General features: G+C 63.3%; 14 protein-coding genes. 2 read left to right on the top strand and 12 right to left on the bottom strand.

What is annotated here, in order from left to right; translation table 11 throughout:
- Positions 1–405 precede the first annotated feature (405 nt).
- From JFU04_RS19110 to JFU04_RS19070, 9 genes are all read right to left on the bottom strand, one after another.
- Positions 406–2,916: a fimbria/pilus outer membrane usher protein gene (locus tag JFU04_RS19110; protein ID WP_201145381.1), complete on the bottom strand. Its 2,511-nt coding sequence runs from the start codon at positions 2,914–2,916 to the stop codon at positions 406–408.
- A gap of 85 nt (positions 2,917–3,001) precedes the next feature.
- Positions 3,002–3,742 carry a fimbrial biogenesis chaperone gene (locus tag JFU04_RS19105; protein WP_201145379.1) on the bottom strand — a complete coding sequence of 247 codons (741 nt, stop codon included), beginning with the start codon at positions 3,740–3,742 and terminating at the stop codon, positions 3,002–3,004.
- Between the two features lie 75 nt (positions 3,743–3,817).
- Positions 3,818–4,420 (bottom strand): fimbrial protein, encoded by a 603-nt coding sequence (locus JFU04_RS19100; RefSeq protein WP_065904210.1) that lies wholly within the window; start codon positions 4,418–4,420, stop codon positions 3,818–3,820.
- A 190-nt stretch (positions 4,421–4,610) separates the two neighbouring features.
- Positions 4,611–5,258, bottom strand: a complete 648-nt coding sequence (locus JFU04_RS19095) for a response regulator (RefSeq protein WP_065904208.1) — start codon at positions 5,256–5,258, stop codon at positions 4,611–4,613.
- A gap of 23 nt (positions 5,259–5,281) precedes the next feature.
- Entirely contained in the window at positions 5,282–8,452 is a 3,171-nt protein-coding gene (locus JFU04_RS19090; RefSeq protein WP_201145377.1) for a hybrid sensor histidine kinase/response regulator, read from the bottom strand.
- A gap of 83 nt (positions 8,453–8,535) precedes the next feature.
- Positions 8,536–9,729 (bottom strand): EAL domain-containing response regulator, encoded by a 1,194-nt coding sequence (locus JFU04_RS19085; protein WP_065904201.1) that lies wholly within the window; start codon positions 9,727–9,729, stop codon positions 8,536–8,538.
- Positions 9,716–12,514: an ATP-binding protein gene (locus JFU04_RS19080; RefSeq protein WP_106805626.1), complete on the bottom strand. Its 2,799-nt coding sequence runs from the start codon at positions 12,512–12,514 to the stop codon at positions 9,716–9,718. Before JFU04_RS19080 ends, JFU04_RS19085 begins: the two co-directional genes overlap by 14 nt.
- 57 nt (positions 12,515–12,571) lie before the next feature.
- A complete protein-coding gene (locus tag JFU04_RS19075; RefSeq protein WP_120449113.1) occupies positions 12,572–13,555 on the bottom strand; it encodes a fimbrial protein in 984 nt (327 codons plus the stop codon).
- Between the two features lie 23 nt (positions 13,556–13,578).
- On the bottom strand, positions 13,579–14,265 hold the full coding sequence (locus JFU04_RS19070) for a fimbrial biogenesis chaperone (protein WP_242485918.1): 687 nt from the start codon (positions 14,263–14,265) through the stop codon (positions 13,579–13,581).
- 204 nt (positions 14,266–14,469) lie between these two features.
- Between JFU04_RS19070 and JFU04_RS19065 the strand changes: the two genes are divergently transcribed.
- On the top strand, positions 14,470–14,991 hold the full coding sequence (locus tag JFU04_RS19065; RefSeq protein ID WP_201145373.1) for a chemotaxis protein CheY: 522 nt from the start codon (positions 14,470–14,472) through the stop codon (positions 14,989–14,991).
- Here JFU04_RS19065 and JFU04_RS19060 read toward each other — a convergent pair whose 3' ends face one another.
- Positions 14,992–17,292 carry an FdhF/YdeP family oxidoreductase gene (locus JFU04_RS19060; RefSeq protein ID WP_201145371.1) on the bottom strand — a complete coding sequence of 767 codons (2,301 nt, stop codon included), beginning with the start codon at positions 17,290–17,292 and terminating at the stop codon, positions 14,992–14,994.
- Positions 17,293–17,524: 232 nt separating this feature from the next.
- On the opposite strand from JFU04_RS19060, the gene JFU04_RS19055 reads away from it, so the two are divergent.
- A complete protein-coding gene (locus tag JFU04_RS19055; RefSeq protein WP_446739700.1) occupies positions 17,525–18,640 on the top strand; it encodes a catalase family protein in 1,116 nt (371 codons plus the stop codon).
- Here JFU04_RS19055 and JFU04_RS19050 read toward each other — a convergent pair.
- Positions 18,626–19,822 carry a DUF1835 domain-containing protein gene (locus JFU04_RS19050; RefSeq protein WP_201145367.1) on the bottom strand — a complete coding sequence of 399 codons (1,197 nt, stop codon included), beginning with the start codon at positions 19,820–19,822 and terminating at the stop codon, positions 18,626–18,628. The genes JFU04_RS19055 and JFU04_RS19050 overlap by 15 nt on opposite strands.
- A gap of 198 nt (positions 19,823–20,020) precedes the next feature.
- The gene (locus JFU04_RS19045) at positions 20,021–21,097 is read right to left on the bottom strand and encodes an aldo/keto reductase (RefSeq protein WP_106803277.1); all 1,077 of its coding nucleotides are present in this window, start codon (positions 21,095–21,097) and stop codon (positions 20,021–20,023) included.
- Positions 21,098–21,145: the final 48 nt, after the last annotated feature.

Below are 21,145 nucleotides of genomic sequence, written 5' to 3'. Positions count from 1 at the left end.
AGGCGGCCTGTCAGCTGATGCATTCGCTGCCTGACCCACCGCCTTCGCAGGCAAGCCAGCTCCCACATTTAACCTGCGTACACCCGGGGTCTCAGGCCCCACTCCAATCCCCTGTGGGAGCGGGCTTGCCCGCGAAGCCGGTCTGTCAGTTGATGCATTCGGCGACTGACACACCGCTTTCGCAGGCAAGCCAGCTCCCACATTTGATCTGCGTATACCCGGGGTCTCAGGCCCCACCCCAATCCCCTGTGGGAGCTGGCTTGCCCGCGAAGGCGGCCTGTCAGTTGATGCATTTGGTGCCTGACCCACCGCCTTCGCAGGCAAGCCAGCTCCCACATTTGATCTCCATACACCCGGGTGCCTGGGCCCTACCTCAACCCCACCTGTTGGCCTTCTACCCCAGCTTCAAGGCGCACACACCAACGCCTGGCGCTCATAGTTCAGCGCCTTGTTCTGTGGTGCCAGCGCATAGTGGGCATTGCATTGCTGGTCGCCCCACTTGATCACTAACGTACCTTGATCCTGCTCGACCAACGCCAGCGCATTCCCATTCGGGTCGGCAATTGCCAGTTGCTTGCCGTTGCCATCTTCCAGCGAAGCGCCGAACGCCAGCGGTTTGTGCTGTGCATCAAACAACTCGAACAGCACCCGCCGTCCGGTGGTGCCGCTGTAATGCGCGACGACCACGGCGCCTCGGCGTGGCACCAGTTGTTGGGTGGCGTTGGTGACCTCCACATTGCCGCCCAGGTCGCGGGTGTCCAGGCTGATCCAGTTGACCCGGTAAGGTTGCGCCGTCGGGATCACCGCATAGCCGTTGTAGCCGGTCTCCACGCAGCTGTAGCTGCTGATCTTCGCCCCGGAGATGCCCGGTACTTCAGCCAGCGCGAAGGTCTCGCTGACGGTTTGCCCCAGGTTGATGCCGCCTGCATGGGCCACCACGGAGCCGGCGATGTTGAGGTTCTGCGAGTTGTAGCCCTGGCCCTGGCTGTAGCCGAGGCTCACGTCTGCCATGGAGGTGCGGCTGTTGAGGTTCACCGAACCGGAACTGCCGCTGGTGTCGCTGTGGCCCGCTTGCACCGAATAAAAGGTGTCGCTGGTGTCGGCGACGTAGCCATTGATACCCGCCTGGGTGGTGGTGTCGCCGTGCTGGCGGCTGGTGGTGACAAACGCCCGCGGTGCGCGCGCCTGGCTGCCCAGCGGGAACGAGATGGACAGGTTCAATTGCGTGTCGCTGCTCGGCGCGCCCCAGGTCACGATTTGCTTGGTGCGTGTCACGCCGAGGTTGTAGCTCAGGTCACCCCAGTTGCTGGTGTAGCCGGCCGAAAAACTCTGCGACCCACCGCGATTCCAGTAGCGCTGGTCACTGGCGTTCACATACAGGCTGCCGAACGCATTGTTGCGGCCCAGGCTCTGGTTGATGGTCAGGTCGGTGCGGGTTTTCGAATGGCCGGTGCGCACGCGCACGTCTTCGCTCATGTCTTCGACGTGGTCGGTGAGGGTGCGGTAGCCCTCGGTGGAGTAGCGGTAGGCGGCCAGGGTGAAGTTGGTGTCGGTGCCGGCAAACGTCTTGGCATACAGCGCGCGCACGCTGCTGCCCTGGGTGGTTTGCCCACGGGCCTTGCTGGAAGAATGCGTGGCATCCAGGGAAAACGCACCCAGCGCGGTGTTCTTGCCGGCGCCGATCGACAGCGCGCTGTAGTCCTCGCTGGCTTGCACACCGACGATGCCGCTGAGGTTGCTGGTCAAGCCGTACGCCAGGGTGCTGCTGATAAAACGCGGCGTCGCCAAACCGTCGGCATTGCTCTTGAAGGTACCCGCCGAGAGGCTGTATTTGACTTGCCCCTCACGCACCATGATCGGCAGGCTGGAGAACGCCTGCATCGTCACGCGGCGACTGCCGTCGGACTCGATCACGGTGATTTCCAGGTCGCCGTTGGAGCCGCTGGGGTAGATGTCGTTGATTTCGAACGGCCCCGGCGCGACGTTGGCGGTGTAGAGGATGTAGTCGTTCTGGCGGATTTCGACGGTCGCGTTGGTCTGCGCCACGCCCCGAATCACCGGCGCATAACCGCGCTCGCTGTCGGCGCGCATGCCGTCATCCGAGGCCAGTTTCAAGCCGCGATAGCGCACGCTGTCAAACAGGTCGGCGTCGGAGAAAATCTCACCGGCGCTGAACTGGCCCTTGATCGGCGTGACGTCATGCTGCAGGTAGGTGCGATTGCTGGTGAACGTGTTCGAGCGCCCGGTGCCGCCATTCATGTTCGACTCGTTGCGCAGGCGCCAGGCACCCAGGTTGATGCCGTTGCGCAGGCCGAGGTTGTTGTTGATGCGGGTGTCGGCGTCGCCAGCGCTGCGGTTGCTGTTGAGCTGGTAGTTGATGAACGCCGCAGGCACGCCGTCGTCCCACAACTGCGGGTCGACATACCCGCGCAAACCGCGCTGCATGGCCACCTGCGGAATGCTCGCCAGCAGGCGCAGGCGGCTGCTGTCGTAGCGTACGCTGGCCTCCTCAATCATGTCGGCGAGGGCGTAGCAGTCCTGCGGGTGCTGCGGATCCAGCTTGCCCTGGGCCTGCAAGCGGGCCATGTCGATGCCCAGTTGCTTGAGCAGGTCGAGGGTCAGGCAGGCTTCGACGCGACCGTTCCCGGGGTTGCGCTTGAAGTCGATGTCACGGCGACCGACCAGCACTTCGTTGCTGTACAGGTCGACGCGGTAAGTACCCGGCAACACGCTGTTGGCCGACAGCAATTGCTGCAGGTCGACGGCGGACTGCGCGCCTTGCAGGAAGGTGGTGTTGAAGGTTTCCGCAGGCTCGTCGGCCAGTGCCCAGGCGGGCAGGCTGGCGGCAATCGCGAGCGACAGCGTCTTCAACTTCAGTGCACCACGTACGGGCCTGTTGCTGGAAATAAAAGACATGCGAAGACCTGTGACATCCCTGGTTGGCGAACAGCCGGGCACGCAAACACGCACGCGAAGTGAGCCTGTGGGTTAGACGAAATGCTTAGGGTTTGAGGCGCGATTCAGTCGCGTTCGCGGCTGCCGCAGCGCCGATGGACAGGGGCGCGGTGTAGTGGTTTTGCGCGCCGTAGTCATTGATGCTGGAAAACGACAACTGCACCGGGCCGCTGGCGGGCGTCGCGCCGAGCGGGAACTGTTTTGCCTCGCCGGGCGCAATCATGGTGGAGTCGCTGGCCAGTTGCGCCTGCACTTTGATGTCGGCCATCGACACGTGGTACAGCGTCGGGTTCTTCACCAGCAGCAGGGTTTGCGTGCCCTGTTTGGCCAGGCGCCACTCCAGCTGCGCCGGGGCTTGCAACGCATTGCCGGGCAAGCCGGCAGGGCGGTAGAAGATCTTGATGCGTTGGCGGATGGCCAACTGCAACGTGTTCTCGGCCTCACTGGCCTTGGGGATTTCCTGCACATTGAGCCACACCACCGACTCGCGGTCGGTCGGCATGCCGGCGCCTTGATAGAGGATGCGCAGCAGTTGCTGCTCCTTGGCAAACACCCGTGCCAGGGGCGGGGTGACGGCAAACGGTGCACGGCTGCCACTGGCGTCGTTCATGTCGACCCAGGACTGAATCAACACGTCCTGGTTGCCGTTGCGCACGGTGATATTGGCTTCCTTGTGGCTGCCATCGAACACGATACGCGTGGCGTTGAGTGAAATGCTGGCGGTGGCCTGGGTAGCCATAAGCATGCCCAGCAGCACCAGGCTCGCGGTGATAATACGAGGCTGCATGAGGGTGTCCGGTGTCATCAAAAATAAATGGCGAGGCCGCAGGGCCTCGCGCGTTCGGTGCTCAGGCGCGCCGAGTTACTCGTATTGCAGGATGAACGGCAGGGTCGCGTCACCGCGACCGGCGGTGGAGGCACCGGCGGCACCGGTGGTGACGTAGGCGGCTGCGAAGCTCATGGTGGCGTCGCCGCCTTCAGTGCCCTGACCGTGCATGGTGCTTTCAATGCGTGCGGTGCTCGGCGAGCTGAGGTCGATCAGGCTGCCTTTGCTGTCGAGCAGGGCGATGCCGACGTTTTGCGCGGTGGCCGAACCCGGGTTCAGGGCCAGGACTTTCTTGCCGGTGACCAGGCCCGAACCGCCGTTGTTGGCGTCAAAGATCATCGCGACTTTGGTGCCCTGGTTGCAGTTGACGTTCAGGTTGAAGTCTTTGGCGGTCACGCGACCTGCGGTTGGGTTTTCGGCGGTGCCCATGTCCTTGATCGAGACGTTGCCCATGTCCACGGAGATGGTGCGGTCGGAGTTGGCGCCGTCCACCGAGCACGCGTCATTGTTGATCACGCCAGTGAAGGTAATTTTGCCGCTGCCGCCCAGGGTCGGCGTCGGTGCCGTTTCATCGGCAAATGCGCTGCCGGAGGCCGCAACCAGGGCCGAGGCGATAACAGCCAGGGAAAACTTCTTCATGATGATGTCCGTTAGTGTGAGTTGGAAAGTGCGGTTGTTGAACTGCGGGGCAAGAATAAAAAGTCCAAGGTTTGGACGACATAAGACGATTCTTATAAACCCTGGAGCAGGCGGGAGAGATGCGTTCTAGAGCGGTCATGGGCGGGGGCGGGCGAAGCCATTGCCTTGAATGGCTTGCTGGAGGGGCAGGTCAGTTGAAGATATTACGCGCCAGGCAATAAGCGAGCAGGTCCTGGTCGCTGCTCACTTCAAGTTTGCGCATGGCCGATATCTTTTGCGCACTGATGGTCTTGGAACTTCGATTCTGGCTGCGCGCAATATCACTCACGCTCATGCCCGAGATAAACAAACGCAGGATCTCGAACTCCTTGGGCGACAGGCTGGTGAAGCGCTCGTCGAAGTCCGTGAGGGTCTCGATCACTGATGTCTTCGGCGGTTCCAGGCTGCGATAGGCGCTCTTCTGGGCAATCGCCTTGAGCGCCAGTTGGATCTCGGTGTGCAACTGGCTTTTCTGGATGATGCCGACCACGCCCAACTCCTGCAGGCGCGTGAGAATCAGCTGGTTGGAAATCATCGTCAGGATCAGGATCTGCACCTGCGGGAAATGCCGCTTGAGGTACTCCACCAGTTTCAGGCCATCGCCGTAGGGCGAGTCGCCCGGCATGTTGTAGTCGGTGATCACAATGTCGACGCCCTGGCGCTGCAACAGCGCGATCAGTCCGGCTGAACACACGGCCTCGCCGACCACTTGGAAGCGGGTGTCGCGCTCCACCAGCTCGCGAACGCCCAGCAATACGATCGGGTGATCGTCCGCGATTACCACGTTGAATTTTTTCATAAAGGGCCGTCCGTAGTGCCAGTTCAGGTGAGTGAAGGGTGCCCGGGCCGAAGCGTGTCCAGGACGGCCGACAGGCGCTGCATCACCGCCTTCACCTTGAGCGCAAGGGCAGTGTCGAGGCTGCCGCGGTTAAGTTGGTCTTCCAGTTCGATACAGGCCTGGGCCAGGTCGAGGGCCTGCACGGCGCCCAATGCGCCGGCGGCCGAATGCAGCAGTTGGCCGAGGGCACGCGCATCGCGGCGTTCGAGCGCCGCGCCGATGCGTTGCAGGTCCTGCTCTACGCTGCTGATGAACAACGGGCGCATGGTGTCCGACAACTGCACGCTGTCGTCGCAGGGCACGAGGTCGGGCTCGACCGGCGGCTTGACCTTGCACAGTCTGATCAACTGGCCGCGCAGGGTCTGCAGGCTCAACGGCTTGACGATCCAGGCGTTCATGCCCACCGCCAGGCAGCGCACGCCTTCCTCGCGCATCGCGTTGGCGGTCACGCCGATAATCGGCAACTGCGGATCATGCTCGCGCAGGGCGCGGGCGAGTTCATAGCCATTCATCAACGGCATATTCACGTCGGTGAGCACCAGGTCGAAGGCCTGCGGCAGCCACAGCTGCAACGCCTGCTCGCCGTTGGCCGCCAGGGTCACCGAGCAACCGAGCGCCTCCAGCTGTTCCTTGATGATCGCCTGGTTGACCGGGTTGTCCTCGGCCACCAGGATGCGCAGCCCCAGTTGCCCGGCACTGTGTGGCCGGGCCGCTGGCGGTTGCTCGTGCTTGCCGTGCTGCGCCAGCGACACGGTGGCAGCGATGGCGCGCACGTCGTGCAGATCGACGACCCAACCCTGCTCGGTGTGCAGTGGCGGGCTGTGAGCGCCTGGCAGGCAGCGCACGCGTTGGCCGGCCCAGGGTTGGACGGGGTCGCCGGGCAGCAGGTCGACCAGCACTGCATGGCGGCTGTCCTGCTCCTGGGTGGTCGCCGCCAGCGCCGCCGCGATGCCCAGGCGATTGAGCCAGTCACTCATCGACTGCGCCAGTTCGCGCACCGGCGCCTGCACATAGACTGGCGTCGGGCTGGGCTCGATCAACGGCAGCTGGGTCAGCGCACCGCCACACAGTGGCAGGCGCAATTTCAGGGTAAAGCTGCTGCCCAGGCCCGGCTCGCTGACTACGCGGATCTCACCGTCCATCATCTGCGCCAGCCATCGGCAAATCGGCAGCCCCAGCCCGGCCCCGCCTTCGCTGGCGGTGTCCGGTGCCTGGTAGAACAGATCGAACAGCTTGGCCTGCTGGGCCTCGGGGATACCGACGCCGGAGTCGGTGACCTGCCATTCCAGGTCGACGTTGCCGGCGTCGCGCGCCGTGACCCTGGCGCGAATCACCACGCGCCCGATGTCGGTGAACTTGATAGCGTTGCTCACCAGGTTGTTGAGAATCTGGCGAATACGCATCGGGTCGCCCATCACGCAATCGGGCAATTGCGCATCGATGCAACTGTAGAGCTGCAAGCCCTTGCGCTGTGCGGACGCGGCGTAGGTGTGCAGGGTGTCTTCGAGCATGTCCAGCGGGCAGAAATCCACGGCCTCTATCGCCATTTGCCCTGACTCGATTTTCGACACGTCCAGCACATCGCTGATCAGCTGGAACAGCGTGCCGGACGAACGCTGGATGGTGTGCAGGTAGGTTTGCTGGTGCGGATCGAGGTCGGTCAGCCCGAGCAGTTCGAGGGTGCCGAGCACGCCATACAGCGGCGTGCGGATTTCATGGCTCATGGTCGCCAGGAATAATGTCTTGGCCTCGTTGGCGGCATCGGCAGCGCGGCGTGCATCTTCCAGTGCCTGGGCGTCGTCGATGTGGCGAGTGATGTCGTTGAAGGCGTAGAGGCGCACGTCTTCGGCCTGATAACGGGTCGACACAAAGCCGATCTGCAGGTGCCGGCCTTCGATCTCCAGGTGCGTCTCGCCGCTCTCGGCGCTGTCATGCGTGCCGGCCATGGCGGCCACCAGGCGCGCGGTGCCGGGCCATTGCTGGGCGCGCTGGTTCTCGATGAGGACCTTGCCGTCGCTGCGCCGCACCACGCACAAGCCGGTGGGCGCGGTGTCGATGATCACACGGCTGAAGGCCACGCTTTCGGCAATGCGCTCGTGGGCCAGGCGCGCCGGGTTGATCACCTGGCGCCGGTACCAGCGGCTGCCGCCCCAGCCCAGGGTCACCAGGCCGACGAAGAACAGCGCCAGGCTGCTCAGCGGCCACAGCGCGGAGTGGAAGAAGTGCGAGTAGTTCAGGCCATACACCGCGCTCCACGGCTGGTCGCCTGGCTGGGTCATCTTGAATTCAAAGCCATCGGCATTGAAATGCACGCCATCGCTGAGCTGCCCGACGTCCGGTCCTGCCAGCCGGGTGCCGTCGGGTGCGATCAGGGTCAGGCGATCAAAGGCCGAGCGGTCCAGCGCGCGCTGTACATCGTCGACCCGCGCGAGGTCGAGCAAGGTGCCGACCACCGCCTGTTCCTGGCCGTCCAGCGGCAGTCCGATATAGGCCAGCAAGTGCCCGGGCGCGGGGCCGGCCTGCCAATACACGCGGTTCTGCTCGAGCGGCTGCGGGGTGTTTTCCAGGGTTTGCTGCACGGCGTTGACCAGCGCCACCAGGTTGCCGGTTTCCTCGGTGTTCTCTCGACGCTGGTAGCCCACCGACGGCACCGTGATGGTGTAGTGGGTGTGGCGATTGAATAGAAAGGTTTGCGGCGCCTCGTACGGCGAAGAAGACCAGAACGCGCTGTAGTAGCTGGTCAGGTGCGCGCCGAGGGCGAAAATCTGCGGCCGCGCGGCGGGGCCGACCTGCTGCTCGTCGAACTTGACGCTGAAGGGCACCGAAAACGAGTACTTCTGGCCTTCGTACAGCGTGCGGTGGTTGTCGACCATGCGGCTTTTCAGGCTCACCTGCACGTTGGTTGCGCGCAGCAGTTCGGCCTGGATGCCGGGGTGCGTCAGGCTCCTGAGGTACGACTCCTGCTCCGTCAGGTTTTCCATCAGTCGCGCGAAATGAAAGCGCGTCGCGCCGTAGCGGGTTTCGACCCCGCGTTGCAGCGACCAGTAGTTGGTCAGTATCAGCAACAACGCGATGCCAATCAGCACCATCAGGCCTTTGTTCAGGCGCAGGGAGCTGCGGGTGAAGGCTTCGAGTATCGCGTTGTTGTGCTTCATCAGGGGGTTCCGCAGGCGCAGGATAAATCGGCACTGGAGGGAGCTTACTCCTTATTAAAGAGCAAATAATCCAGGGCCGGCTGCTAGTGAGATGTCGCAGGGCCATCATTGTTCAGAAGTTGTTGAAATTGATCCGAAGACACCGCGTGGGAGATCAGGAAACCCTGCACCTGGTTGCAGTCGATCTTGCGCAGCAACGCCAGTTGCTGGGGCGTCTCCACGCCTTCGGCGACCACGGTCAGGCCGAGTTTGCGGCCCAGCGCAATGATGCTCGCCAAGGCCTGGGCGATGCCTTCGTTGTCATGGCTGCCCTGGACCAGCGCCTGGTCGATCTTGAGTTCGGTAAACGGCGTGGACACCAGGTTGAGGTAGGAGCTGTAGCCCTTGCCGAAGTCATCCTGGGACAGGCCGAAGCCTTTGATGCGCAAGCGGCAGGCGCCGGCGTAGAAGTTGCTGATGTCCTGTGGCACCGAGCATTCCATCAACTCGAAGCAGATCATCCCCGGGATACCGTCGTGGTGCAGCACGAATTCCAGCAAACGGTCGGCCAGGTCGTGGCTGTTGAGCAGGTGGGTGGGCAGGTTGATCGACACCGGGATTTCATAGCCGCGCTGGCGCCACTGCTCCTGGGCGTAAATTGCCTGCTTGAGCACCAGCCACAACAGCCGTTCCTCCAGCTCGAAGGCCTTGATCGCCGGCAGGAACGCGGCGGGCAGCATCACGCCTTGCTCGGGGTGCATCCAGCGCACCAAGGCCTCGGCGGCGACGATACGCCCGTTGGCGAGGGATTTTTTCGGTTGGAACCAGGCCTGGAACTGGCCCGCGCTCATGGCCTGGACCAGCGTGTGGCGGTCGATGTCCAGGTGCTCGGGCAGTTCGGGGGAGGGCGTGCGTACCCGGTTGCGCAACTGGTCCACCAGGCTGCGCAAGGCGTCGGCGGCGACCGGTTTGGAGATCAGCCCGATCACCTCCACATCGAGGTTTTTCGCCACCAGGCTGGCCGCCATCAACATGCGCCGCGACGCCGCGCTCATGATCGCCAGCGCCGGCTTGCAGCGCAGGCTGGCCAGGCACTGGATAAACTGCACGCCGTCCATGCCGGGCATCAGCAGGTCGGTGAGTACCAGGTCGAAATCGCGCTGGCGCAGCCGCTCCAGCGCTTCTTTGCCGTCCTCGGCGGTTTCGAGCCTGAAATCCCCCAACTCACTGAGCAGGTGCTGCAGGTAGATGTGCTGCAGGGGGTGGTCCTCGACTATCAGAATACTAAGGGGCTTCATGGGTGTTCCGTGCATAAGGCGCCAGGGAGTTGAATAGAGCCCGCAACGCAAAGGGTTTGACCAGGCAATGGTTCATGCCGGCGGCCAGGCACAGGTCGGCCTCGCCGCGCATGGCGTTGGCGGTGGCCCCGATAATCGGCAACGGGCAGCCCTGGCGACGTAATTCGCGCGCCAGTTCATAACCGTTGATGTGGGGCATGTTCACGTCCGTCAACACCACATCGAAGTTGCCGGCGGTGTACAGCTGCAACGCTTCCTGGCCATCGGCCGCCAGCTCCACGGTGCAGCCGAGTTCTTCGAGTTGGTCGCGCAATATCAGCTGGTTGATGATGTTGTCCTCGGCCACCAGCAGATGCAGGTTGAGTTTGCTCAAGTCACGCTGGCGTATTTGCTCGTCGCTACGGGCCACCCACAGCCCTTGCGCCTGGCTGACGGCCTGGTGAATCGCCGCCAGGTGATTGAGGTTGACGTGCCACGCGCCGGCGTCGGCTTCCACGGCAGTGCAGGCGTTGCTGCTCACGTGGATCACCGGACCCGGCCACTCGGGCGCCAGCGACGGGTCGATGCTGCCCGGATGCACTTGCAGCAGCAGATGACTGTCCGCCAGCGTCGGCAGGCCGGTCTGCGCCCTGGCGCCCCAGCGCCGCAGCCAGCCGCTGATGGAGTGCGCCAGCTCGGGGATCGGCGCGACCACGTAGATGGTCTCGGCCAGCAGCGGGGTCATCGGCGGGGTGGGCGCTTCTTCCAGCGGCAGGATCAGGCTGAAACTGCTGCCCAGGCCCATTTCGCTGACCATGCGGATATTGCCGTTCATCAACTCCGTGAGGCGCTGGCAGATGGGCAGCCCCAGGCCCGTGCCGGCGACGACGTTGGTATTGCCTTCGCTCTGGTAGAACGGTTCGAAAATCATCGCCTGGTCTTCCTGGGCAATGCCTTTGCCGGTGTCCGACACCTGCCACAGCAGACTCGAGCGCTCGCCGTCGCGCCCCAGCACCTTGACCCGCAACACCACGCGCCCGTAGTCGGTGAACTTCACCGCGTTGTTGAGCAGGTTGTTGAGAATCTGGCGGATGCGCGTCACGTCACCGATCAGCCGCTCCGGCAACTTCGGGTCGAAGCAGGCATACAGTTGCAGGCCCTTGCCCTGCGCGGCTGCGGCGTAGCCCTGGATGATTTCGTGCACCAGCTCCAGCGGCGAAAACTCACTCAACTCCAGGGCCAGTTGCCCGGCCTCGATCTTCGACACATCGAGCACGTCGCAGATCAACTGCAGCAGGGTCGAGGACGACCCTTCGATGGCGTGCAGGTAGTCCTTCTGCTGGGCGTCCAGTTGCGTGCGCGCCAGCAGTTCGAGGGTGCCGAGCACGCCATACAGCGGCGTGCGGATTTCATGGCTCATGGTCGCCAGGAACAGGGTCTTGGCAGCGTTGGCGGCATCGGCTGACTGGCGGGCTTCCTCCAGCGCCGCCTCGACCTGCTTGCGCGCACTGATATCGCTGAATGCACAAAACAACACGTCTTCGCCGCGATAACGGGTGGGGGCGCTGCTCAGGTACAGGTGGCGGCCGTCGATGGTTTCAAAGTAATCGCAGTGTTCGTGGGCGTCATCGGCAAACGCCTGCTCGATCCAGCCTGCGCGCAATGCCTCACGCTCCGGGCCATGGCCCAGCCATTGCTGGGCCAGGGTGTTTTCCAGCACCACCTGGCCGTCGGTGCGGCGCAGCACGCAGAGGGCGACGGGCGCGGTCTGGATCACATCGCGGCCGAACGCCTCGCTTTCGATCAGCGCCTGGATACGGTGGATCGAGGGGATGATGAAACGCTGGTCGACACGGCGCATCACCAGCCAGATCAGCGTCACGCTGAGCAGGCAGAACAGCAGCGAACCGAGCAGCTGCTTCCACAGCCCGGAGACCACGGCGTGCAGGTCGATGGAGTACATCAGTTGCCAGTCCGAAGACTTCAGGTGCTTGCGAATCACCAGGTGATCGGGCAGCCAGCCGTTGCCGACAAAGCCGAAAAAGCTGTCTTCCTGGGGCTTGAGGCGTTGCTGGCTCCACTGCGCATCGTCGCTGTTGGTGAACACCAGCATGCCCTGGGAATTGAGCATCATGAACTCGCCGGCGCTCTGGTCGCTGAGGGTCTGGGACACCTCACGGCTTTCCATCTCCAGGCCCAGCCAGCCGGAGCGCGGGTCGCGCTCGTCCAGGCGGATGAACAGATAGAGGTGCGAGTGGTGCTCGGTCTTGTCGCTGAGCCACAGCTCTTTGAGCGTCGACGGGTCGCTGCGTTGCAGGGCCTTGAGGCGATTGAGCAGGCACTTGGAAATCGGCAGCACCTGCGCGGTCGAGTCGTACAGGCGCGTCACCTGCGGCTCGGGGCCGGTGTTCACGTATAGCAGGTTGACCTGCTTGGCCTTGAGGTAGTCGCGCATGCGCGCGGTCAGCCAGATGCTCCACTGGTTGCCCGGCGTGTCACCCAGTTGCAGGTGTTGTTCTTCTTCGGAGGAGGGGTAGAGCCGCGCCTGCTTGCGCACGGCCGAGAGGCTGAGGCTTTCGAGCAAGGCCTCGCGGTTGGTGAAAAAAGTGTGGGCTTCGGCGATGGCGCTGCTCATGTAGCCGCGGCGTTGGGAGATGTCGTTGTTGAAGGTCGACAGCAGAAAGGTATACACCCCGCTGAAGATGCCGATAAGCAGCACGGTCGCAAAAATACGCAGCAGCCTTCTGGCTGCTTCGGGTCGGGAGAGGACGGGGTTGATCTGCAGCAGGTAACTTTTCAATCGCATCGGCGCACTGTAGAGACCCGCGTGCGCCAAGGGCATAAGACGATCCTTAAAATTCGCCTACTTGTAATACATATCTACCACCACGGCGGCGTCGAAGGCGCCGGGGAGCGGCAGGGTGCGCCATTTCAGGTCGGCGCGAAATTCATCGTGGCTCTGGCCCAGGCCCATCAGTTCCTGCAGGGTGAACCACGCGTTGAACGGCAGTTGCTGCTGGCTCTCGGCGCGCGACAACGAAATGCCCACCGAATTGTTGTTGTCCGGCACCAGCAAGCCATTGCTCACACTGCCGCCGCCCGCCGTGGTCGCGAAGCGCGCACTGACGGTGTAGGGCGTGTCGCAGCCTTTGCGCAGGTTCAGGCTGAAGTTGGCGCTGCTGGCGACTTCGCCGATCGAGGCTTTGCGCGACGGTGTCGGGAAGTTGACCACGCTGGGGGTGATGGTCAGCTCGGGCGTGCAGGGCACGAAGCGGATGCCGTTCATGCCGGTGACCACATAGTTGAAGTTGCTGTTGGGCCGTGAGTTGAGACCGCGTACGCCGTCCAGCTGGAACACCCGGTAAGAGGTCAGGGTGCTGGCCTGGCCACTCGGTGGGGTAGGGTCGTATTTTTCGATGAACACGCTGAAGTTGAGGGTGAAGCGCGCCTTGTCCCAGCCCACGCAGTTGGCCAGGTTGCAGCCACGGTCGGAATAGAACCCGGTGCCGACTTTGCCGCTGCTTTGGGTAATTGGCTGGTTGTTGTAACGGATGCCCACGCGGATACCGGTGCCGATGCTCACGTTGGCCGGGTTGACGTAGAAATACACTTCCTCGCGGCCATGGTTGTAGTCGTCCTTGCAGATCACATTGGTCGAGCGCGGGCCGGATTCCCAGATGATGCTGCCGTTGGGGGCATCGGCAGCCACCGCCAGCGCGGTGCCCAGCGCCTCCTCGGTGATGATCGAGTTGGTGCCGTCCTCGCGGCAGGCCAGCGCATGGCTGGTGGCGGGCAACACGGCGCAGGCCCACAGCAGCAGGGGCAGTAAACGTTTGGTCGGTGACATAGGTGCAAGTACCCCGCGATCGGTCATTTGAGCCGCGCGCTACGGCGCGCCTGCAGGCCGATATCGTTGATTTCGGTAAAGTGGAGGGTGGTGCCGGCGGCCAGCGGGCTCGGCGTGTCCAGGGTTTTGCGCTCGTAGGGCTTGAGCAACAGGTAGTCGCTGAGCGCCTGGCTGTCGGTCTGCACGTCCACCAGCGACAGGTGAAATGCGCTGGGATTGCTGACCGTCACGCTGCCCCCGTCGTTGCGGCTCCAGACCAACTGCTGCACCGCCTCGCTCGATCCCCCCTTGAGCGCGGGCGGGCGGTACAACAGCTTGAGCCGTTGGCGGATTGCAAACTGCACGCTGTTGGAGTCCTGCGGCTTGAGCGGAATTTCCATGACGTTGAGCCAGAGCAGCGACTCGCGATCGGTCGGCAAGCCCTCGCCGGCATACAGGATGCGCAGCCGGTGGTGCTCGCCGGCGCCCAGTTGTACCAGCGGCTCGGTGGCGGCGAACGGCACGGTGCGCCCGCTTGCGTCGTCCTCGCCGGTGATCCAGGTCTGCACCACTACTTCACGCGGCGCCTGGTTGACCACGCCGAGGGTGGCTTCCCTGTCCTGGCCGAAATAGATCAGGCGCGTGCCCTCGATCTTCAACGCCGCATTGACGGGACGTGATGCGAGGGCCAGCAAGGCGCAGGCTAAAAACACCATTCTGAGTAGAAACATGAGCACGGCCGAATCCAGGGGAGCGTGAGGGACGCGGCCCATGGTAGGGGCAGGGCAGTGCGAGGGCTTTGAGGCGATTCTTAAAAGTGCGTGGGGGTAGCGGCTTACCGTTTCAGAATCGCCTTAAAGTCAGGTTTGCTGGCTGACGGTTAACGTATTCAGCGTTGAATGATCGACGCGGATGCCCAACTGTCAGGTTTACCTATGTCCAATAAAGCGTTACGCCTTCTGATTGCCGATGCAGACCTGCTGCAACGGATCAAGATCGAGAAAATGCTCAACCAGCTGGGCTATTACCGCATCGCCCCGCTGAGCACGTTCGACGAGCTGCAGGCCTTGACGCGCTCGGGCACGGTGGCGTTCGACCTGTTGATCATCAACACGGCACTGGTGTGCGCGCGGCCATTCAACCTGCTGAAGTACTGCCATGACAACCCGCTGATCCGCCACGCGCTGATCTATGACGGGCAATGCGTGCAGGGGTCCGTGGTGTCGGTGTCGGTCAGCCAGACGTTGCATTTGTCGCTGGCGCAGTCGCCGGACTTCAACTCGTTGCGCCGCTGCATGGAAATTATCGACCCACAGCATTGCGCGCCAGCCGTCGAGCGGCCGATGTTGCGCGCCGTCGACGGTCGGCTGCTGTCGCCTGCGATGGCCCCGCGCGCTCACTATCCGCAGGATTCGGCGGTGGTGGCGTGCGCGGTCGGGCTGTCGCCCAAGCGCTGATCAACCCGCCAGGCTCAGGCGGATCGGCACCGATTTGGCCGCCGGCACCTTGCTGCGTTCGGCATGGTGCCAGAGCGGCACCAGCGGGTTGCATTCAGGGTAATACGCCGCGGCGCAGCCTTCGGGAATGTCATAGGCGACGATCTCCAGCGGCCCCACCTGGCGCTTGACCTGCGGCTCTATGGCGGTGGTCAGCATCACGCCCTGGCCATTCTCGAAGCCCAGCCGCGCGATGTCGTTGCGGTGCATGAAAATCACCTCGCGCGTGCCGCTGATACCGCGAAAGCGATCCTCGTAGCCATAAATGGTGGTGTTGAATTGATCGTTGCTGCGCAGCGTCATCAACTGCAGCACATCGCGTGGCAGCACCTCGGGATTGACGTCGTCATCTTCGTTGAGGGTGCTGGGCAGCACAAATTGTGCCTTGCCGCTGTGGGTCAGCCACTCACGCCGGGCGACCGCGATGGGGCGGTGGAAACCACCCGGTTCGGCCATGCGGGTTTCCATGTCGTGGAAGATCTGCGGGTAGATTGCGCCAATGGCGGTGCGCACCTGCGAGTAGTCGGCGCTCCAGCCTTGCCAGTCAATCTTGCTGCCGGCCGGCAAGGTCGCCAGGGCCAGGCCGGCGACGATGCTGGCCTCGGCTCGCACCTGCGGGCCTACCGGTTCCGCGCTGCCGCGCCAGCCGTGGATGCAACCGGTGCTGTCCTCGGTGGCCCAGGTCTGGGCGACGCCGTTCTGCCGGTCGATTTCGATGCGTCCCAGGCACGGCAGCAGCCATTGGTGGGCTGCAGGCAACAAGTGCGTGCGGTTGAGCTTGGTCGCGATCTGCACGTTGAGTTGCAGCGTCTGCCAGGCCGGTTCCATGCGCGAGGTATCCGGGATCGCGCGCAGGAAGTTGCCGCCCAGCCCGATAAAACCGCGCACGCGCCCGGCGAGGATGCCTTCGCAGGCGTCGACGGTGCACAGGCCCATCTGCTCGGGCACCTTGAAGCCGAAGTGCTGTTCGATCAATTCGACCGGGACTTTTTTCGGGTCTTCGGTAATGCCGACGGTGCGCTGGCCTTGCACATTGGAGTGGCCACGCACCGGGCAAATCCCGGCGCCCGGCTTGCCGAAGTTGCCGCGCATCAGCAACAGGTTCACCAGCATCTGCACGTTCTGCACCCCGTGGCGATGCTGGGTGAGGCCCATGCCATAGATCATCATCACCCGCTCGCTGCGCGCATACACCTGCGCGGCCGCCTCCAGGGCGCTGCGGCTCAGCCCGGACTGGCGCTCGACAGTCTGCCATTGGCAAGCCCGTACCAGCGCCGCGAAGGCCTCGAAACCTTGGGTGTGCTGGGCAATAAAGGCGTGATCGAGCACCGCCGCGCGCCCCTCGCGCTGCGCCTGGTCGTCCATCTCCAGCAGCACCTTGGCCAGGCCGAGCAGGGCGGCGCTATCGCCGCCAATCGCTACCTGGTGGTATTGCGTGCTGATCACGGTGGATTCCGGCGTGAGCATTTCTATCGGCGACTGCGGATTGACGAAGCGTTCCAGCCCGCGCTCACGCAGCGGGTTGAAGGTGATGATCGGCACGTCGCGTTTGCGCGCATCCTGCAGTTGATGAAGCATGCGTGGGGCGTTGCTGCCGACATTCTGGCCAAAGAAAAACAGGCAGTCGGTGTGTTCGAAATCTTCCAGGGTCACGCTGCCGACCGGTATGCCGATGCTTTCCTGCAGCCCCACCGAGGTGCTCTCGTGGCACATGTTCGAACTGTCGGGCAGGTTGTTGGTGCCGTAGGCCCGGGCGAACAGTTGGTACATGAACGAGGTTTCCAGCGACGCGCGCCCGGAGGCGTAGAACACCACGCTGTCGGGTTGCATCGTCTTCAACTGCGCACCGATCTCGCGGTATGCCTGCTCCCAGGTGGTCTCCTGGTAGCGGTCGGTGGCCGGATCATAGCGCAGCGGGTGGGTCAGCCGCCCGTGTTGCTCCAGGGCGTAATCCGACCATTGGCGCAGTTCGCTGAGGGTGTGCTCGGCGAAGAACGCCGGCGAGGTCTTCAGCGAGGTCAACTCCCAGGCCGTGGCCTTCGCGCCGTTCTCGCAAAACTCCAGGGCGTGCGGCTTGCCCGGCTTGGCCCAGGCACAGCTGACACAGGCAAAGCCGTCCGGCTTGTTCTGTTTCATCAGCGCGCGCGGGCCCTTGGCGAAAGCCTGCTCGCGCCACAGGATTTTCATTACCGACTGCGCCGAGCCCCAGCCGCCGCTCGCATGGGTGTAGGGGTGAAAGTGGGCTTTTGGATAGATCAGCATGGCGGCACCCGGGTGCTATCAGGAGGAATAAGGCTGTGACGAATGCGCGCTGCAAAAGGTTCGAGCTGATCTCCGGACGGTAGGTGAACACCGCTCGTCCGACGTCATGCCGATTTGTTGAACATCCATTTGATTGCCCCGGACCTATGAATCACCACGCCTGGATTTTTTCAGGCGTGCCTGACTATTAGAAAAAAGCCTGCCGTGAACCCTATGCCGAGCGGAGAGATACCTGATGAACGACCTACCTGTAGTCAATTCAGTGCGTGCGCCGTTGCCCTTTGAAGCGTCCTTCGAACAGATCCCGGAAGATGAAGCGCAGACCAGCGCGGAGCTGGCCGAAGCCCTTCACGGCATTATGCAGACCACGTTTCGCGACAGTGGACACGCCACCCGTAGTGTCCACGCCAAGGGCCACGGTTTGTTGCGCGGGCACATCACGGTGCTGGATAACCTGCCGGCCGAACTGGCCCAGGGCGCCTTCGCCAAGCCGGTGACACTGCCGGTGTTCATGCGCTTTTCGACCAACCCTGGCGACATCCTCGATGACAAGGTGTCCACCCCGCGCGGGCTGGCGGTCAAGATCGTCGGCGTCGAGGGTGCGCGCCTGCCGGGCAGCGATGGCGAGGTGACGCAGGATTTCGTCATGCAAAACGCCAAGGCCTTCACCGCCGCGACGCCGAAGGATTTCCTCAAGACCCTGAAGTTATTGGCCAAGACTACCGACAAGGCCCCCGGCATGAAGAAAGCCTTGTCGGCAGTGCTGCGCGGTGTGGAGGCGACGCTGGAGTCGCTCGGTGGCGAAAGCGGTACCTTGAAGAGCCTGGGCGGCCACCCGCAGACGCATATCCTCGGCGAGAGTTTTTCCAGCGTCGTGCCGATGCTCTACGGGCCTTACTACGCCAAGGTCGCGGTGGTGCCGGTGTCGTCTAACCTGACGGCGCTGACCGACCTGCACGTGGATTTCGGCGGTAATCCCGATGGCCTGCGTGCAGCGGTCGAGGCCTACTTTGCCCAAAGCGGCGGCAGCTGGGAGGTGCGCGTCCAACTGGCCACCGACCTGGAAAAAATGCCCATCGAGGACGCCTCGGTGCAGTGGCCTGAAGACCTCAGCCCGTATGTGACCGTGGCGCGCATCGACCTTGCACCGCAAGCGGCCTGGAGCCCGGAAAATGTGCAGCAGATCGACGATGGCATGGCCTTCAGCCCGTGGCACGGGCTGGCGGCCCATCGGCCCCTGGGCGGGGTGATGCGGGTGCGCAAGCCCGCTTATGAGATGTCGTCCGGGTTCCGGGCCGAGCACAACGGCTGCCCGATCCATGAGCCACGGCCGTCAGCTACGCCATAACGGCCGTCGTTGATCATCCAGCGTCCAATGCGGCTGGCGGGGTGAGAGACACACGCCGCCAACCCAGCGCACGTCGCTGGCATGGTCCAGCCAATAGGCATCGCCCTTGAGTACCGCGTGGCCCAACGCGGTGAGTGTCAACGGGCGGCGAGGCCATGGCTGGTCGGTGCCGGTCTCGATCAGCAACGGCTGCTCGGCATCGATCAACGGGCGCAGCAGCGCGTGGAACATCATGTCGCCCAGGAACGGCAGCGGCTCACGCTTGGCCATCAACTCGGCAAACACCCGGCCGAAAGGCATCGGTCCAGCCTCGGCGATGTAGCTCAGCGATAACTGTTCGGTGAGTGACAGACCGTTGTGCTGGCTGGGCAACTCCTGCAACTGACGCAGTAGCGCCGGCGCGAGAAAGGGCAGGGAAGGGTGATAGCCGTGCGCCAGTTCGGCGAGGGTGACGGGCGAGTTGTCGCAGTACGCCGACCACACCTGTCTGGCCAATTGCACCGCGTCATCGTCGATCAGCCGGCGCTGCGGCCATAGCCACGCCAGGACGTCAGGCGCCAACTGGCCGATGCCGATGAAGCGCTCGACGCCCGGAATGCGGCCCACCTCGATCAGCTCCAGCTTGCGCGGCGCGTGTTCCAGACTTGCCAGTGTGCGGACCAGGAACAGCTGGTCATAGGCGTCCGCCTCGCACCACAGCACGCTGTGATCGGCGCCGGCCAAGGCATTCAGCTGTTGGTATTCATCGTCCACGCGGCGCGCTGTCTCGGCGTGGTCCAAGGCAAAGGCCTGGCTGATGAAGGCGCTGCGCAGCGCGCGGAATGCTTCATCCGGCACATCACGCACGGGGCCCATGCATAACGGGTCGGTAAGCATCCGGAACTTGCCCTTGAACCCGGCCAGTTGCAAGCTATGGGCGATGTCATTGCCACAGCGCCAATGGGTGGTGCGCGCTTCATCGCTGGCGGTGAAGTCGGGGTGCTGCGCGGCGAAGTCGATGGCATCGATATGCGCCTTGAGCCTGGGCCAACTGCTGAAGCCCAGCTGTTTGGCGATCGTCCATTGGGCCTGGGACAAAGTCGCGTTCGGGTCTTGGGTTTTCAGGCGCGGCAACAGTTCCTTGGCGCGCTTGCGCTGCTGCTCAAGGTTGAGGCGGCCATCGGTGTTGAAGTGTTGGGACATACGATCTCCTTGCACAGACCTTTTCCGCTTTAAGGCTGGGGAGTCGTAGAAAAAAAGGAGGTTGCAGTGTCTTGGGCGCAGCCCTTTCCGCGGAAGGTGGCGTAGAGAGCGCCAGGCGGGAAATATAGGCAGCATCGCCGTTCACTGCAACCCTCAAGATGTGGGCGCGGGTATGCCCGCACCCACATTCAGGCCGGTTTACTTATCCTTGCGTGCGTCCATGGTCTTTTGATGCTCGGCCAGGAACGGCTGTTCTGCCGGGTCAAAACGGTCGATGCCCGCAGTAAACCGGTGCCAGTACGGGTACAACGGCTGGCGACGGGTCACGGCCTCGATGCGCGAGGATTGCTCCTCAGTGAGCTTCAGTTCGGTTGCCGCAAGATTGTCGCGCAGGTGTTCTTCGGTACGTGCGCCGACGATCAACGAGGTGATCCCTGGGCGATCCTTGAGCCAGGCCAGGCATGTGCGGGCCACCGAGACGCCATGCTCGTCGCCGACGGCAGCAAGGGTTTCGATGATATCCAGCGCGCGCTCCTGGTCATGCACGTAGGGTTCCGGCCAGCCGCTGCCTTGGCGGGTATTGGCCGGTGGCTGGTGTCCGCGCCGGGTCGAGCCGGTCAGCAAACCTTCGCCCATTGGGCCCCACACCAGGGTGCCGATGGACTGGTCCAGCGCCAGTGGCAGCAACTCATACTCGGCCTCGCGCGATTCCGGGGTGTAATAGATCTGCTGGGTGATGGGCTTGAGCATGCCGTGCAATTCGGCTTTGCCCAGGGTTTTCATCATTTGCCAGGCGGTGAAATTGCTGGTGCCGAAGTAGCGGATCTTGCCCGATCCCACCAGCAGCCGCAGGGCTTCGAGGGTTTCCTCGATGGGCGTCATACCGTCCCAGTTGTGCAGTTGGTAGAGGTCGATATGGTCGGTGCCCAGGCGCTTCAGGCTGGCTTCGCACGCGCGAATCAGGTGGTAGCGCGACGAGCCGGAGTTGTTCGGGTTCTTGTCCACCGGGCTGCGGCCCTTGGTCGCCAGCAGGATGTCGTTGCGCTTGTCGCCCAACGCCTTGCCGACCACTTCTTCGGCCAGGCCGTGGGAGTAGAGGTCGGCGGTATCGACCATATTCACCCCGGCGTCGAACGCGATGTCGAACATGCGCTTGGCCTGGGGCACGTCCACCGAGCCGCATTTTTCGAACTCGGCACGACCGCCAAACGGCACGGTGCCCAGGATGATTTCGGATACCAGCAGGCCGGAATGGCCCAGTTGTCGGTACTGCATGTCGCCTCCTGTTTACGTTGCACGTGAAGGTGTGAACGACGTGGCTGG

The sequence above is a fragment of the Pseudomonas sp. TH21 genome (genome assembly GCF_016651025.1).
In the GTDB taxonomy this organism is placed as follows: Bacteria; Pseudomonadota; Gammaproteobacteria; order Pseudomonadales; family Pseudomonadaceae; genus Aquipseudomonas; species Aquipseudomonas aylmerensis.
The sequence above is the reverse complement of the archived record's forward strand: the minus strand, read 5'-3'. Positions and strand labels throughout refer to the sequence as shown.

Coding starts and splice junctions, on each gene's coding strand:
- JFU04_RS19075 (WP_120449113.1), bottom strand. CDS start 13,555: ATGTCACCGACCAAACGTTTACTGCCCCTGCTGCTGTGGGCCTGCGCC.
- JFU04_RS19100 (WP_065904210.1), bottom strand. CDS start 4,420: ATGAAGAAGTTTTCCCTGGCTGTTATCGCCTCGGCCCTGGTTGCGGCC.
- JFU04_RS19080 (WP_106805626.1), bottom strand. CDS start 12,514: ATGCGATTGAAAAGTTACCTGCTGCAGATCAACCCCGTCCTCTCCCGA.
- JFU04_RS19090 (WP_201145377.1), bottom strand. CDS start 8,452: ATGAAGCACAACAACGCGATACTCGAAGCCTTCACCCGCAGCTCCCTG.
- JFU04_RS19085 (WP_065904201.1), bottom strand. CDS start 9,729: ATGAAGCCCCTTAGTATTCTGATAGTCGAGGACCACCCCCTGCAGCAC.
- JFU04_RS19050 (WP_201145367.1), bottom strand. CDS start 19,822: ATGTCCCAACACTTCAACACCGATGGCCGCCTCAACCTTGAGCAGCAG.
- JFU04_RS19070 (WP_242485918.1), bottom strand. CDS start 14,265: ATGTTTCTACTCAGAATGGTGTTTTTAGCCTGCGCCTTGCTGGCCCTC.
- JFU04_RS19060 (WP_201145371.1), bottom strand. CDS start 17,292: ATGCTGATCTATCCAAAAGCCCACTTTCACCCCTACACCCATGCGAGC.
- JFU04_RS19045 (WP_106803277.1), bottom strand. CDS start 21,097: ATGCAGTACCGACAACTGGGCCATTCCGGCCTGCTGGTATCCGAAATC.
- JFU04_RS19065 (WP_201145373.1), top strand. CDS start 14,470: ATGTCCAATAAAGCGTTACGCCTTCTGATTGCCGATGCAGACCTGCTG.
- JFU04_RS19110 (WP_201145381.1), bottom strand. CDS start 2,916: ATGTCTTTTATTTCCAGCAACAGGCCCGTACGTGGTGCACTGAAGTTG.
- JFU04_RS19095 (WP_065904208.1), bottom strand. CDS start 5,258: ATGAAAAAATTCAACGTGGTAATCGCGGACGATCACCCGATCGTATTG.
- JFU04_RS19105 (WP_201145379.1), bottom strand. CDS start 3,742: ATGCAGCCTCGTATTATCACCGCGAGCCTGGTGCTGCTGGGCATGCTT.